13 protein-coding genes are annotated in these 14,325 nt (G+C 40.5%); 10 read left to right on the top strand and 3 right to left on the bottom strand.

What is annotated here, in order from left to right; translation table 11 throughout:
* Nucleotides 1-10 precede the first annotated feature (10 nt).
* The 4 genes from AAEU29_RS06785 to AAEU29_RS06770 all read left to right on the top strand — a co-directional run bounded on the left by AAEU29_RS06785 (nucleotide 11) and on the right by AAEU29_RS06770 (nucleotide 3,844).
* Nucleotides 11-1,153 (top strand): imelysin family protein, encoded by a 1,143-nt coding sequence (locus AAEU29_RS06785; protein WP_421972610.1) that lies wholly within the window; start codon nucleotides 11-13, stop codon nucleotides 1,151-1,153.
* Between the two features lie 2 nt (nucleotides 1,154-1,155).
* Nucleotides 1,156-2,232 (top strand): DUF1513 domain-containing protein, encoded by a 1,077-nt coding sequence (locus AAEU29_RS06780; RefSeq protein ID WP_421972609.1) that lies wholly within the window; start codon nucleotides 1,156-1,158, stop codon nucleotides 2,230-2,232.
* Nucleotides 2,233-2,313: 81 nt separating this feature from the next.
* Nucleotides 2,314-3,420, top strand: coding sequence for a 1-acyl-sn-glycerol-3-phosphate acyltransferase (locus tag AAEU29_RS06775; protein WP_421972608.1), 1,107 nt, complete (start codon nucleotides 2,314-2,316; stop codon nucleotides 3,418-3,420).
* A 175-nt stretch (nucleotides 3,421-3,595) separates the two neighbouring features.
* A complete protein-coding gene (locus tag AAEU29_RS06770; RefSeq protein WP_421972804.1) occupies nucleotides 3,596-3,844 on the top strand; it encodes a DUF1289 domain-containing protein in 249 nt (82 codons plus the stop codon).
* A gap of 17 nt (nucleotides 3,845-3,861) precedes the next feature.
* On the opposite strand, the gene AAEU29_RS06765 is transcribed toward AAEU29_RS06770, so the two are convergent.
* Entirely contained in the window at nucleotides 3,862-4,590 is a 729-nt protein-coding gene (locus tag AAEU29_RS06765; RefSeq protein WP_421972607.1) for a transporter substrate-binding domain-containing protein, read from the bottom strand.
* An 88-nt stretch (nucleotides 4,591-4,678) separates the two neighbouring features.
* Between AAEU29_RS06765 and AAEU29_RS06760 the strand changes: the two genes are divergently transcribed.
* Genes AAEU29_RS06760 through AAEU29_RS06750 form a run of 3 tightly spaced genes read left to right on the top strand, consistent with a single transcriptional unit; the run spans nucleotide 4,679 to nucleotide 8,447 of the window.
* Nucleotides 4,679-4,879, top strand: coding sequence for a DUF3283 family protein (locus tag AAEU29_RS06760; protein WP_274763429.1), 201 nt, complete (start codon nucleotides 4,679-4,681; stop codon nucleotides 4,877-4,879).
* A complete protein-coding gene (locus tag AAEU29_RS06755; protein ID WP_421972606.1) occupies nucleotides 4,876-5,295 on the top strand; it encodes a GNAT family N-acetyltransferase in 420 nt (139 codons plus the stop codon). Before AAEU29_RS06760 ends, AAEU29_RS06755 begins: the two co-directional genes overlap by 4 nt.
* Nucleotides 5,295-8,447 carry a two-component regulator propeller domain-containing protein gene (locus tag AAEU29_RS06750; protein ID WP_421972605.1) on the top strand — a complete coding sequence of 1,051 codons (3,153 nt, stop codon included), beginning with the start codon at nucleotides 5,295-5,297 and terminating at the stop codon, nucleotides 8,445-8,447. The genes AAEU29_RS06755 and AAEU29_RS06750 overlap by 1 nt, the downstream gene beginning before the upstream one ends.
* Nucleotides 8,448-8,566: 119 nt before the next feature.
* Here AAEU29_RS06750 and AAEU29_RS06745 read toward each other — a convergent pair whose 3' ends face one another.
* Together AAEU29_RS06745 and AAEU29_RS06740 are read right to left on the bottom strand one after the other, a co-directional pair.
* Nucleotides 8,567-9,514: an ion transporter gene (locus tag AAEU29_RS06745; RefSeq protein ID WP_421972604.1), complete on the bottom strand. Its 948-nt coding sequence runs from the start codon at nucleotides 9,512-9,514 to the stop codon at nucleotides 8,567-8,569.
* 9 nt (nucleotides 9,515-9,523) lie between these two features.
* Complete coding sequence (locus tag AAEU29_RS06740) at nucleotides 9,524-12,193, bottom strand: bifunctional acetate--CoA ligase family protein/GNAT family N-acetyltransferase (RefSeq protein WP_421972603.1); 2,670 nt, start codon at nucleotides 12,191-12,193, stop codon at nucleotides 9,524-9,526.
* A 134-nt stretch (nucleotides 12,194-12,327) separates the two neighbouring features.
* On the opposite strand from AAEU29_RS06740, the gene AAEU29_RS06735 reads away from it, so the two are divergent.
* From AAEU29_RS06735 to AAEU29_RS06725, 3 genes are read left to right on the top strand one after another with little or no spacing between them, the layout of a single operon-like run.
* Nucleotides 12,328-12,711 (top strand): cupin domain-containing protein, encoded by a 384-nt coding sequence (locus AAEU29_RS06735; RefSeq protein ID WP_421972602.1) that lies wholly within the window; start codon nucleotides 12,328-12,330, stop codon nucleotides 12,709-12,711.
* On the top strand, nucleotides 12,704-13,411 hold the full coding sequence (locus AAEU29_RS06730) for an SIMPL domain-containing protein (RefSeq protein ID WP_274763423.1): 708 nt from the start codon (nucleotides 12,704-12,706) through the stop codon (nucleotides 13,409-13,411). Before AAEU29_RS06735 ends, AAEU29_RS06730 begins: the two co-directional genes overlap by 8 nt.
* Nucleotides 13,412-13,444: 33 nt before the next feature.
* Nucleotides 13,445-14,281, top strand: coding sequence for a DUF1835 domain-containing protein (locus AAEU29_RS06725; protein ID WP_421972601.1), 837 nt, complete (start codon nucleotides 13,445-13,447; stop codon nucleotides 14,279-14,281).
* Nucleotides 14,282-14,325 lie beyond the last annotated feature (44 nt).

Below are 14,325 nucleotides of genomic sequence, written 5' to 3'. Positions count from 1 at the left end.
GGGTAACCAAATGAAATTTAAGGCACTTACAGTATTGATAACCGCATCGCTATTAACCGCATGTGGCGGTGGTGGCAGTGAAACCACAAAAGAAACACCGACAGTTACACCACCCGTTGTTTCACTGACAAAAGATCAGGCGATGACTCAGTTACTAGAAGCACAAGCTGATCACTATATTTTACCTGCCTACTCAGCGCTGGTGGATGAAGCTGACAAATTAGATGCAGCAAGCATTACATTTTGTGCTTACCCGTCACCGAGCGAAAATGAATTGGCGACACTTAAAACTGCTTGGCTTAACGTGAGTAAAGCGTGGCAGTTTGCTAAAGCAGTTAAAATGGGCCCAGAGTCAGAGGAGTTCCGTCATTACCGCATGCAATTTTGGCCGGATAATAACAACGCTGTAAGTCGCGGTGTAGCTTCTCTTTTAGCAGCACAAGTTATTGATGCCAATGCGGTAGCAAGCTTACAAGACGGTGCGCAAGGATTGCCAGCACTTGAGTTATTAATTTTTAACAACGATGAAGAAACAGCACTGCTCACTGCTCAAAATAAAGAAGACCGCTGTTTAGCGGTAATGGCGATTGCTGCCAATGTTAAAACTATCGCAACGGAAATCTTAACGGCTTGGCAGCAGCAAACCACAGGGTTTGTAAATGATTTTAAAAACGGCACAGGTGATTATGATACTAAACAAGCGGTACTTGAAGACTTCGTGACCAACTGGTTTGAGTTAATTGAAGTGATTAAAGATAACAAATTGAACAATGTGAAAGGCACGCTTATTCCGGGCTATCCAGAAAAGGCAGAAGCCCATTACAGCTTATCATCACTTGAAAATATTAAGATGAATGTAGCAGCGTTAAAGGCGGCTTATCTTGCAGGCGACGGCTATGGCTTTGATGAGTACTTAAAAGACATTCATCAAAATACCAGCGTAAATGAAAAAATCTTGGCTTACTTTAATGAGCTTGAAACACAGTTAAATGCAATTGATAAACCTTTATCTCAAGCAGTTACAATCCAAGAAAGTCGCAATAAGTTATCACCACTTATCACTAAAATTGAAGAGTTTAGGCTTTACCTTTCAACTGACTTTATTCAGTTAACTGCGCTAAATCCAAACTTTAATTCTAATGATGGTGATTAAGTATGGAGCGTAGAACGTTTTTAAAAAGCCTAGCGCTTTGTGGCTTGAGTTTGTCGGTTGGGGCAAATTTGGTGGCATGCACAACAACCAAGCAATCACGCTTTGTTAGTGCGGCGTCAAATCATCAAGGTGAGCATTTTGTGGTGGCATTTGATGATGCTGGTAATTTATTAAATCAGGTGAAAATTGCTAACCGAGGCCATGATCTACTGATCCTCAATAATGAGCGTGTGGTGGCGTTTTCACGTCGCCCATTTACCAAGTTATTTATTGTCGACCTTAAGGAAAACACTTTAGAAAATACCTTGAATGCTGAAAATGGCTTTCATTTTTATGGGCATGGGGTATTTGACGAAACGCGCAACTTATTGATCACGACAGAAAATCACATAGAAAGTGCTAAGGGCTATTTAGTGTTTCGTGATGCAACGTCGTTTGAAGTTGTAAAACGAGTTGAAAGCGGCGGGATTGGCCCACACCAATTGGCATTAATGCCTGATGGTGAGCATATTGTGGTTGCTAATGGCGGAATTAAAACTCATCCAGAAAAAGGTCGCGAGAAACTTAATCTCGATACGATGGCACCCAATCTCAGTTATGTGCATTTGAATTCAGGAAAAGTTGTTGAAACAGTGACACCGCCGCATTTTCAATTGAGCTTACGCCATTTGGCAGTTGCTAAAAGTGGTGAAGTAATTGTCGGCGCACAGTATCAAGGTAATTATCGCGATACCTGGCCGCTGGTATTTAGTCACAAGCGGGGAGATGTGCTCAAGCCTCTTGGCGCAGAACCAGATTTTTGGTTGGCGTTTAATCAATACATCGCAAGCATCTCGATAAATGATAAAGAGAATCGTATTGCAGTTACTTCACCGCGAGGTGGGATTGTGGCGTTTTGGCAGCTCGATAATCATCACTTGATAAGTCATCAACGTTTTGCAGATTGTGCGGGAGTGGCAAACACGCATGAGTCATTTATTGTTACTAATGGCAAAGGGCAGGTTGTAAGTAGCAATGAAAAATTACCTCTTTTTCAGTTACAAGCATTGCGGTTCGACAACCATTTAATTTACTCTTAACTGGTAAGAGATGTTAAATTTAGCCAAAAACAATAATGACAGGTAAAATGTTCGCCCTTTTCATATGCAGTAAACCAAGTTATGACTATTTCAAACGATAAATTTGCAGATATTCGCCCTTATAATGATGACGAAGTAGCCGCATCTGTTTCGCGACTTTTAAATGATGATGCATTTATCTCTGTAATTGCAGAGCATAACTTGCCATCTTGGTTGCGTGCTATCCCATTTCTTGGCAATTACTTAGTTAAATCTAAGTTACGCAACAAATATGGAAAATTTAAAACCGTTGATGAAGTGCAACAAGCTGTTGCTCGTTATCTGGAGATTTTAGTAAAGCGCACTACATCTAAAGTAACGTTTTCTGGATTAGATAAGCTTGATAAAAATAAAGCGTATTTATTTATCTCAAATCACCGTGATATCGCGCTGGATCCAGCCTTTGTTAACTATGGTTTGTTCCAAAGTGATATGAAAACAGTGCGTATTGCAATTGGCGACAACCTGTTGCAAGTACCTTATATGACGGAGCTAATGCGCTTAAATAAAAGCTTTATTGTAAAGCGCTCGGTAAAGTCGCCAAAAGAAATGCTAAAAACACTGACGACCCTTTCGCACTATATTTATGATTCGCTCGACAGTGGAAACTCAGTATGGATTGCACAAAAAGAAGGTCGTGCCAAAGACGGTAACGATGTAACTGATCCGGCATTAATTAAAATGCTGCAATTACATGGTCGTAAATTAAAAATGGAATTTGCTGACTATGTTAAATCGATTAACGTCGTGCCAGTGGCGATTTCGTACGAGTTTGAACCATGCGAAAAAGCCAAAGCAAAAGAGCAATATCATAAAGCCACATTCGGTGAATACAAAAAAGCACAGGGCGAAGATATCGCTAGCATTATTGAGGGCTTTGCAACTAACAAAGGGCATGTTCACTTGTCGTTTGGTGAGCCAATTAGCGATAACTGTGATACGCCAGAACAATTAGCGCAGACCATTGATAACTACATTCATGCCAATTACTTCCTGCATCCAAACAATTACTTAGCGGCAAATAAAGAAGCAGAACAAATAAGCGAAGATGCGAAACGTGTTTATCAAAGTCGTTTTGATGATGTAGCCCCTGAATTACATGAGTTTATAAAGCAAATTTATGCAAAACCGGTGTTAAATCAAAAGTAATCAATCGCTTTGCTTTTACGCAAGAATAAAATTTTTCAATAAACCAGAGTGAATACTCTGGTTTTTTTTGTGCAAAAAATAGTTAAACTGTATTTATGAGTGCGTAAAAATAGACCAAGTCTGCTTTGTTTTTTAAAGCGGATTTACATAATAAATGGCTGAACAAAAACAAATTATTGAGCAAATCGAAATTTTTGAGATACCCAGTCCATGCAAAGGGGTATGTCAGGTGAATAACCGAGGTTATTGCTTAGGTTGTTTTCGTTCGCGCGAAGAACGCTTTCATTGGAACCAGCTTTCCAATGCACAAAAGAAGCATGTTATTCGGCTATGTGCACAGCGTGAAAAGCGCATTCGCCAAAGTTTAGCGCAACAACAAGACGGCGGAAACGGTGCTTCAGAGCAAACCAATTTAGACTTTTGATGTTGTGTATGAGTAGGTTACTTGGGTTTTTTGTGATCTAATTTTGCCCATGAGTTTTGCATAAATTGCTCATCAAGTTTGGCTAAAATGGCTTTGTGCTTTTTATGTAAGTAGTGATGAATAGGCTTTTGCGAGACGATTTGTCTGTCAAAATACTCGAAGGTTTGCTGCTCAATTTGATGATCAAGCAAGTACTCTAATACTAATATGCCATCAATAGTGCCATTACGAAGCATATGCAATTGACTGGTAAGGTTACTGTTGGTAATCACTTCGCCTTGGTAGCTTTCTTGCTCTATGTATTTTTGCGCAAATGGGTAGCTGGCATTATGACTAATGGTTTTCAGGTTGTTTAATTGGCAATTTGAACAGACGCCTTTATTGGTTATAAGTACGAGGTTTAAATGCATCAATGGTGTGATGCTCGCTACCAAATTAGGGTAATCGTTTGAAATACCAATTACGCGACCAATTTGCCCATCAAGTTCACCTGCGTTTGCCGCTTTTAGCGAGCTTTTATGGTCAAAGTCGATAATTTTAATCTCAATACCAATAGCGCGATAAGCGTTGTTTAAACGCTCTATAAGCATGCGAGACACTTCGGTATCTAGTGGTTTATTGAAAATTAAAGTGGTGGTGCTTTGCTCAGCCATAATCGGTTTGGCAAGTAACAACGTAGCTGCAAGTAAAAAGCCAGTTAGTGTTAAACCCAATAAAGCATGTGTTTTAGTTGTTATCTGACGCATTACAGAATTCATTTTAGTATTGATCGGCGAAACCTATATGGTACATTGCTACCATAACATACTATTTAATTTGCTGTATAAAAAGAACATGTCTTTTAACTTATGTAATTTACCTCGTCAGGAAAAATATTTAATCCAATTAGATTATGAAGCCTCTTTTTGGGCGTTTAAAGTAAAGCGTGGTAAAAGTACGCGAGACCAAATTTATTCAGCTATTTTGCAGCGCCCACAATCAGAGCAAGGTGAGCTAAAGCAACGCTTTGAGCGGTATTTAGCGACAATGTCGTGAACCAAATAGCATGTGAATCACTCGACCCAATCATGACGCCTTTGGTAAATAAATTTTATCAACAGCACAATGTGCGCGGTCGTGCTAAAAGCCATGATAAGGTTTGGCTGATTAAAATTGATAACCAAATTGCTGCCACAGCAAAGCTTACTTTGAAAGAAGAGCATTATTTATTAACTGGGGTGTTTACGGTGCCGCTTCATCGCGGTAAAAATTTGGCATCACAGTTAATTAAACACATTTCATCCTATTATCAGCTGCCAATTTATACCTTTGCATATTCACACCTTGTTGACTGGTATACCCGCTGCGCTTTTCATTTAAGTGAGCCACCACCAGAGCTTCAATCAATATTTCAAGCTTATGTCCGCCAAGGGCGAGATATTCGCTGCATGGTAACTAATCTGGAGTTGTAATGAATCGCTTTATATTGTTGCTGTGTTTAGTGTTTTCGGCTGGGGCTTTAGCCCTTGATAACCCGAATGTGCGTCGTTTTTCTCCCAATGAAGGTCTCGCCCAGTCCTACGTTACCGGCATGCTGGTAGACAAAAATGGCTATTTATGGATTGGCACGGAAGCGGGGGTTAATCGCTACGACGGTTATCAGCTTTCTACTATGACAGGTCCAGAAGGCACGTTGCGAGATAAGTCGATCGATTTTCTATATGAAGATAAACAAAATGATATTTGGATATCGACTACTTACTCAGGGCTTTATCGCTATGATACAGACGCTTATAAACTCGAAAGGGTGCTCGAGTTTAAAACTGATCGCAGTCATTCACCGATTGTAATGTTAGAAACGCACCAACCAGGATTTTATTGGTTAGGGCGCACGCGAAATTTGGCCTTACTGAATAGTAAAACAGGCGAAGTGAAGCATGTTTTTGAAATTCCGGGTGATTTTAAATACGCGTATGTGCGCGCATTAAAGTACTACAAACACTACTTGCTGATTGGTACTTCTGAAGGTGTTTATGTTATGGACACCAATACACAAAAAGTAGTTGAGCTTAAGTATCTCAATGAGCCGGCGCAGCATCATGACCAAAATAATGCGAAGTCATTTCATATTGTGGGTTCGCAATTATGGTTAGGTACGGTGCAAGGTTTGCACTCGGTTGAGCTTGATAATATTGAACGATTAGTGGCTGGAGAGTTAGACAAACTGCCCAGTGAAATGCGTATAGCAGATCTAAATATTTGGAAAATTATGCAGTTTAAGTCAGGCTTAAAACTGGCGACTAACGAAGGCGTATATAACTATTTTGCAGATGACGATCAGCTTATCAAAAGCACCGAGCTAGATAATTCAGATTACGAACTGAGCGACAACAGTATTGTTGATATGTTGATCTCTGAAGATGGATCAATGTGGTTAGCAAGTAAGTCTGATGGCGCGTATTTTGTTGCTAAAAATAATTACCTATTTCAAAACTATAATCGCGATACCTTGTATGGCGGCTTATCGCATAACAATGTGTGGGGCATGGTTGAGCACAACAAAGATATTTGGCTTGCAACCAGCGACGGAATTACCAAAATCAATCCACACACCTATCAAAGCCAAACCTATTTGGAAGGTTATTTTGCAGATCGTATCAACCACGAATTTCATGTTTATCAAATTTTTGAACATAACAATATCTTGTGGTTGTCGACAAGTCGTGGCTTTTTTAAATTTGATTTAACTACGTTAACCATTTCAGCGGTGGAGGTTGCCGTTGAAAAGTACAAAGATATATTTCAAAAGCAACTTATTGTTGGTCATTTCAGCCAAAGCGGTGAAATGTATTTTAAAAGCTTTAAACATGGCTACTTTAAATTTAATACTCATAGCCAAGAATTAATCAAAATTGAACCTGCCATACCGGTAATTGACGATACGCTTTCAGGGTATTTTTTACCGCCTATGAAAGACGACCAATTACCCTTTTTTTTCCACAGTAAATCACTTTATCAACTTCTACCTGATAACAGCGTAAAACACCTTTATACACCGCCAGTAAAAGACGATGTTGAGTACTTAGAAATGACATCTTACGTGGTAGATAATAATGGTGTTATGTGGCTTTCATACTATAGCTATGGCCTTGTTGGAATTGATAGTCATACATTTGAAGAGAAATACCGTATTGAAGATAAGTTCGATACTCGTGGCTCATTGTTCTACAGCTTAACCAAAGATCAACGAGGCATGATTTGGATGGCAAGTCACAGTGGTATTTGGCGCTTTAATCCCAATACTATGCATTTTAGGCAATACACGGTTGATGATGGCATAACAGTAAACGAGTTTAACTCGGGCTCAAAATTAACCTACTCGGATGGGCGAATCATTTTTGGTTCGATTAAGGGCATTACGAGTTTTTTCCCCGAGCGTAATGATATTAACGAGCAAATTTCAGAGCGTGTAAATATTACCTCCATTACTTTGATGTCACGTAAGTTAGAAGCCGAATCAATTATTCAGCAAAATTTACTGGAACTTGATTACGATGATATCGGGCTTGAAATCGGTTTTTCAGCCATGCTATTTAAATACCAAGACCGTGTTGAGTATGAATACCGTTTAGATGATTCTCCGCTGGTACGCACTGAAAACAACAAGGTCGCTTTTGCGCGAATTGCACCGGGCAAACACACTTTTTATGTGCGCGCGCGCGACCCGCTAAATGGGAGTTATACAGATTTTAAAAGTTTTACTATTCAAGTGCATTACCCACCTTGGCGCTCACCGGCGGCGTTTGCAATTTACTTTGTTTTAATCGCGAGTTTGACTTCAGTTTGGTTTTTGCGCCGCCATCGCTATCAACAACGTTTGTTGGCTGCACATAAGCAAAGTAGTGAAAATGAAACACGCTTAAAGCTGGCACTTGAAAGTAGCCAATCAGGTGTTTGGGAATGGCAAAGTGGTGTAGGCGATATTTATCAGCCGCGTTTACGCAATGAATTAGGCTTTGATAAGCAAAACGTGACGCTAGATGAATACTTAGCCAAAATACATCCTGATGACAGGGCTAAATATCGCATAGAATGGTTGGAATTTGTTAGTACTCAAAAAGGGGAGTTCAATCTCACTTATCGGGTGCGTCACAATCAAGGCCATTGGCGCTGGTACAAAGATGTAGGCCGTGTAATTGAGTGGGATGGTGACTTGCCACAGCGGGTAACGGGCACGTATACCAATTTCACACGTGAACGAGACTTAGAAAGCAGTGCACGATTATTCAGCACCGCATTCGAACATACCCGTGACTGGGTGTTTGTTATGGATAGTGACTTCAAAATTTTAGCCATTAATAAGGCGCTTAGAGAAAGTCATCAATTTGATATAAGTAAAGACTCATCACGCAAGTTATCACTTGGTTTGAGTGCAAAACGCCGTACCCAATACTTGCGTGAGCTAGCTAAGCTAAATGCCGGTGAGCATTATCAATCGGAAGAGACCATAACCAACCCAGAAGGCGAACAGTTTAAGTGCTTAATTAAAGTGACTGCTGTTGCTAATGAGCGCGCTGAGGTTGATAACTTTGTTGTGGTGATAACGGATATCAGTAGTTTGTAATAAAGCTAAAATGAGCCTTCAAAGTTTACAGGCAATTAAATGCGCGTTCATTTTAGAATTGATTGTTACAAACCTTTGAGTCTGTTGTTTTACCAAAATTTACAGCCCCTAACTTTTAGCTAGGGGATTTTATGGCCACAATTAGCACAGTAGTTAATGTGTTTTATTTCTTCCATTTTTCTGCGAATTGCGATTTGCGCTTCTTTTTTACTTAACCCGAGCTCAATACGCATTTCTTCAATTTGTGCTTGGTCTTTTTCACAAATTTCACCATCGCGAGAACATAACGCAACATACTGTGCAAACTTAACACGGCGGCGTCTGAGTTGATCTGAAAAACTCGATGCCAGTAAACCTGTTGGAATAGCAACCATGCCCATACTTAGCACAGTGATCATGCCGCCAAAAAAGCGACCGAGCGGTGTTATTGGCACAACATCGCCATACCCTACGGTAGTCAGTGTGGCCATTGCCCACCACATTGCGTCTGGAATTGAGCCGAATTTATCGGGTTGTTCGTCGTGTTCAATAAGATAAATACCGCAAGAGGCGGTAATTAACGCCACACTCATAATGAAAAAGGCAGCAAGTAAGGGGCCTTTTTCTTCACGAATACTTTGCAGTAATAATTGCATCGCGCGCGAGTAGCGAGTGAGTTTGAATACGCGTAACAGCCTGAATACGCGTAAAAAGCGTAAGTCAAAACTGACAAATAACATTAAATAGGTAGGCAATATGGCGAGTAAATCAATAATTGCCAGAGGGGAACGTAAATAACGAAGGCGTTTACGCCAATTAGGCATAGGTAAATCACGGTAATGTTCTTTATCCACACAGACCCAAAGGCGTAATAAGTATTCGATGGTAAAAATACCCACTGAAAAAATTTCAATGCTAATAAACAGTTGATGATGGGCTAAGGCGATTTCTTCAACTGACTCAAATACTATGGCTACGACGTTACCGATAATCAGTAAAATTAATAAGCCATCAATTAAGCGGCCAAGGCGTAACCCCTCACCAGAACTTTCAAGTACTTGTGCAATGCTGAGTCGTAATTGATTCACGTGAGCCTCTTAATTTAATGGCATGGTCATAACAATAGTGCCTTCTTCAAAATCACGGCTTACTTTAAAGCCGAGTTTTTTGGCAAGGCCAATCATGCCGGCATTTTCAGGCAAGGTGAGACCTTCAATTTTTTGTACTTTTTGACGTTTACAATGGTCGATAACCGATTGCATTAAAATGCGCCCTAAACCTAAGCCTTTTATATCTGAGCGAACTACAACGGCAAACTCCGCAACGAGATTATCAGGATCCATTAACACCCTTGACACCCCAAGTGTTTGCCAAACATCATCACGTCTTTGTGTAACTATAAATGCCATTTCTCGGTCGTAATCAATTTGCGTCATTTTTGCCAGTTGCTCATGACTAAACTGTGGCATCTCGCCAAAGAAGCGTTTATATCTGTCTTCTTTCGTGAGTTTATTATCAAACTCGCGGTGGGCTTCTTCATCTTCTGGGCGAATAGGGCGCAGCATAGCAAGTGAGCCATCTTTTAGGGTGATTTCTTGTTCAAGTTCTTTTGGATAAGGTTTAATTGCTAAGCGTTTAGCGCGGCTTGTTGCTTGATATTTTTCAAGCTCAATGCACGCATCTAACACTAAAAACTTTCCTTGCAAAGCGAGTACAGGGTTTAGCTCTAGCGATTTGATATCGGGGTTTTCAACAACCATTTGCGATACCCGCGTGAGCATGGCGCAAAGTGTGTACTTATCAATTTTTGTTGGCAGGTGTTTTTCTTTGATAAACCCTTTATCGCTAGCCGCGGCAATTAAATACTTCGCCAAGTTCATATTAAGCGGCGGAAGGGCAACGGCTGCTAAATCAAAATTAAGCGCAGTGCCTGCTTCTCCGAGTAAAATCACAGGGCCAAAATTTGGGTCGGTTTTAACCGCAATGCGTAACTCTTGGCCGCCTGCACGGGTTGCCATACGCTGTAGTGCAAAACCATCAATTTGCGCATCTGGATACGTTTCATTAATGCGCAACAACATGTTAAATGCCGTTTGTTCTACTTCATCGCCATCGTTAAGGTTTAACACAACACCGCCAACATCAGATTTTGACGGAATGTTAGGGCTAACTAACTTAAGTGCAACGGGAAATCCTATCTTTTGGGCAAACTCACGGGCTTCACTTGGGGTGTATGCATGCTCTGTAGCAATGCAATTAATTTGGTAGCAATTTAAAAGCGGTGCTGCGTCATGAGTAGGCAAGTAATGCATTTTATCTTGCAGGTTATTTTCAATCAGTGATGCAGCTTTTTCGCTATGGATATTATTTGAATCAAGTAATGACTCAGGTGTTTGCGTTAAGTGTTTTTGGTTGCGGCGATATTGAATTAAGTGCATATATGCGGCAACGGCACCTTCAGGTGTACGATAGGTTGGGATCCCTGCTGCTTGGCATACTTTTCGTGCAGCATAGGCGGCTGTTTCACCCATAAAGTTGGTCATTACATAAGGGCGCTGCATTTTGGGGATCTTGTTCACCGTTTCTGCAATAACATTGGCAAATTCTTCACTTGGGGCAAGTGCTGAAGGGCTGTGCAAAATAAGCAAGTTATCAACTTCTGGTGCTTGCACTAAAATTTCAACGGCTTTTTGATAACGTCTTGGATCTGAATCGCCATAAATATCGACCGGATTAGCAAATGAAGTATGCTGAGGTAATACCTGATTTAATTTAGTAATGGTTTCTTTAGATAACTCAGCGAGTTTGCCAGAACTTTGAATCAGTGTATCAACCGACATCACACCAGGGCCACCGCCATTAGTTAAAATAGTGAGTGCTTCTTGTTTTAATAACTTAGGGTGTAACGCAAGGGTTTGTGTAGCGGCAAAGAGCTCGCGTAAATCGTTTACTCGAAGCATACCGGCGCGTTGGAACATGGCATCATAAACTGCATCTGAGCCTTGATTGCCACCAGTGTGAGCCATAGCTGCATCGGCTCCAGCTGCCGTTTTGCCTGTTTTAATTGCAATCACAGGTTTACTAAATGCCGCAGCCCTTGCTGCAGAAATAAACTGGCGAGTATGTTCAATGTTATCGATATACAACAAAATGGCTTGGGTATTGGCATCGCGACCTAAAAAGTCGACTAGCTCATCAAAATCGATATCGCCACAATCGCCTACAGAAACAAAGTATGAAAAACCAATGTCTTTGGTTTTTGCCCAATCTAAAATGGTTGAACATACGGCAGCCGATTGCGATACAAATGCAATTTTGCCAGGCTTTGCAACCATATGTGAGAAGCTTGCGTTAAGGCCAATACGTGGAATAAGTAAACCTAGGCTATTAGGGCCGAGAATATTCACATCGGCTTTTTTGGCGGTTTCTATAAGGGTTTGTTTTAGTGTTTTATCAAACCCAGAGGCAATGATAATGGCATTTTTACAGCCTTTTTGCCCGAGTTGCTCGACGATTTGATTGCAATGATCTTTGTTAGTACAAATAACCGCAAGGTCTGGTACTTGTGGTAACGCATCAATGGTTGGGTAGGCAAGCACACCGTGTACCGCTTTATATTTAGGCGTTACAGGCATTATTGGACCGTTAAATCCCCCTTGCAGTAAGTTACGCATTACCACATAACCAGCTCGATTGGTGCGGTTTGATGCCCCAATCACTGCAACTGACTTAGGGTTGAAAAATTGGCTTATCCTTTTTACCGTCATAGCTTTTCACCAGAGTTGAGTTACTCGTATAGTATAAAATTCGTCTATAAGTATAAAGCAATATTCAGACAAGATACTTGATATAAAACAGGGTCTTGTTATGCTTCTTTGAGAATGAATATGGACCGTTAATTATGACCCTATTATTGCTAAGTGCTGCTATCAGTAGTGCACCAATAAACATTGAACAAATGGTAGCACCAAGTGATCTTGAAAATGTTAAAGTGGTGCAGCTTGCAAGCAATCAAGATGCCAGCCAGTTTCTTATTTTTATAAAGAAATCAGTACCGCAGCACCTGCATAAAGAACACAGTGAAATGGTGTATATTGTCGATGGTGAAGGGAAAATGCAGTTGGGCGATAAGTCCTTTACGATTAAAAAAGGTGATTTTGTAAAAATTGATGAGAATACGCCGCATGGTGTAACGGTCACATCCCAACAGCCTTTAAAAGTGCTCTCAACACAAACGCCAGAATACTTCGGCAAAGACAAACATCTAGTGAGCGAACATGAATAAACCAACAATAGCGACTTCTTTAATCCTTGCGCTTGCGCTGATTATTGCCAGCCTGATTTTAAAACAGGGCATTATTGAATTTAAAACGCTTGATCGTAGCGTTGCGGTAAAAGGGTTAGCTGAAAAAGAGGTAATGGCAAACACCGTAATTTGGCCAATAAATTATTCGCTAGCGGGAAATGATTTAACCAAACTAATTGGTGAGTTAGAAGCAAAGAACCAAGCTGTGCGCGCATTTTTGACACTGCATGGTTTTAGTGATGATGAAGTGTCAATTGCACCGCCAAATGTTGCCGACAAACTTGCTCAGCCTTACGCACAATTAGAAAAAGGCCAAATGCGCTATTTTGTAATGTCGAGTATCACAGTGTATAGCCATGAGCCAGAGAAAGTACGCCATGCACTCACTAAAGTAACGCAGCTCGCTAAACAAGGTATTGCTATTTCTAGTGACCGCTATGACGCAAAAGTGCAGTATATTTTTACCGGCCTGAATGACATCAAGCCTGAAATGATTCAGCAAGCAACAGAAAAGGCGCGTGAAGTTGCTGAGAAATTTGCAACGGATTCAAATTCAACACTCGGTAAAATCAAGTCTGCACGTCAAGGTCAGTTTAGTATTGCAGATCGTGATTCGAACTCGCCGCACATTAAACAGGTGCGAGTGGTTTCAAGCATTGAATATTATTTAGTGGATTAGTTTCAACTGAATATTATTAGTTGAGGTTATTATATGTTTCATATTACCAATGGCGATAGCGCAAACTTATTTTTAAAACGAATTGGTATTCAAGGGCAGTTTGTTGCTTGGCAAGATGTGCTTCATCATGGCCCGATATCGTCGCAGCTTACACTACCTGCAATGAGTGATTACCGCGCAGCTTTTTTAGCTGATTATTTTTGTTTGCCATTAAAAGATGTGCAAACCAAGTTTGCACAGCGAAATGCCTTACTCGATAGTATTGAAGAGAGTAGTGAAGTCACCTTGTGGCTTACGCCAGAACTCTTTGACAGTTTAATTGGCTTACAGTTTATTGCATGGTACCGCGCGCAATTTGAATCAACACGTAACTTATTTATCGTACTTCTGCCTGATCACTTACCCCCGCGTGAATTAGATGCAGCGCAAGTTGCCCAGTATTACAAAACACGCTTTAGCCCGAGTGATGCATTTTTTGAATTAACCTCTCTGGTTTGGCAGGCATTAACTACAAATATAGCTGCGTTAGAGACTTGTTTAACACTCGACTTTAAACACTGGCCGAACCTTAAAACATCGATTCAACGCTTTTTACAAGAACAACCCGATGATATGGGGTTAAATCGTACTCAGTGGCAAGTTTTAGATTGTTTAAATGGTCAAACGCTCTCATTGGCACAGTTGTTTGGTGCAAATCAAGATTTGGAAGAAGTGCCATTTATGGGCGATTTAAGCTTTTGGTGCCAAATTGAAGAAATGCGTGAGTACTTATGTATATCCACGCAAGAGAGTTTATTACACCAAGAAATTGAATTTTATCATGGGGTAAAAGTAAGCTTGTCGGAAAAAGGACAAGCGCTACTTAATTAACTTGAGCTCAGCTTAACTATACATTCGTTTATAAGTCGGCCTGT

This window comes from Pseudoalteromonas aquimarina (assembly GCF_049257255.1).
Classification (GTDB): Bacteria; Pseudomonadota; Gammaproteobacteria; order Enterobacterales; family Alteromonadaceae; genus Pseudoalteromonas.
This window is presented reverse-complemented; position numbering and strand designations above follow the sequence as displayed.

Coding starts and splice junctions, on each gene's coding strand:
- AAEU29_RS06750 (WP_421972605.1), top strand. CDS start 5,295: ATGAATCGCTTTATATTGTTGCTGTGTTTAGTGTTTTCGGCTGGGGCT.
- AAEU29_RS06780 (WP_421972609.1), top strand. CDS start 1,156: ATGGAGCGTAGAACGTTTTTAAAAAGCCTAGCGCTTTGTGGCTTGAGT.
- AAEU29_RS06765 (WP_421972607.1), bottom strand. CDS start 4,590: ATGCGTCAGATAACAACTAAAACACATGCTTTATTGGGTTTAACACTA.
- AAEU29_RS06775 (WP_421972608.1), top strand. CDS start 2,314: ATGACTATTTCAAACGATAAATTTGCAGATATTCGCCCTTATAATGAT.
- AAEU29_RS06735 (WP_421972602.1), top strand. CDS start 12,328: ATGACCCTATTATTGCTAAGTGCTGCTATCAGTAGTGCACCAATAAAC.
- AAEU29_RS06760 (WP_274763429.1), top strand. CDS start 4,679: ATGTCTTTTAACTTATGTAATTTACCTCGTCAGGAAAAATATTTAATC.
- AAEU29_RS06730 (WP_274763423.1), top strand. CDS start 12,704: ATGAATAAACCAACAATAGCGACTTCTTTAATCCTTGCGCTTGCGCTG.
- AAEU29_RS06740 (WP_421972603.1), bottom strand. CDS start 12,193: ATGACGGTAAAAAGGATAAGCCAATTTTTCAACCCTAAGTCAGTTGCA.
- AAEU29_RS06785 (WP_421972610.1), top strand. CDS start 11: ATGAAATTTAAGGCACTTACAGTATTGATAACCGCATCGCTATTAACC.
- AAEU29_RS06725 (WP_421972601.1), top strand. CDS start 13,445: ATGTTTCATATTACCAATGGCGATAGCGCAAACTTATTTTTAAAACGA.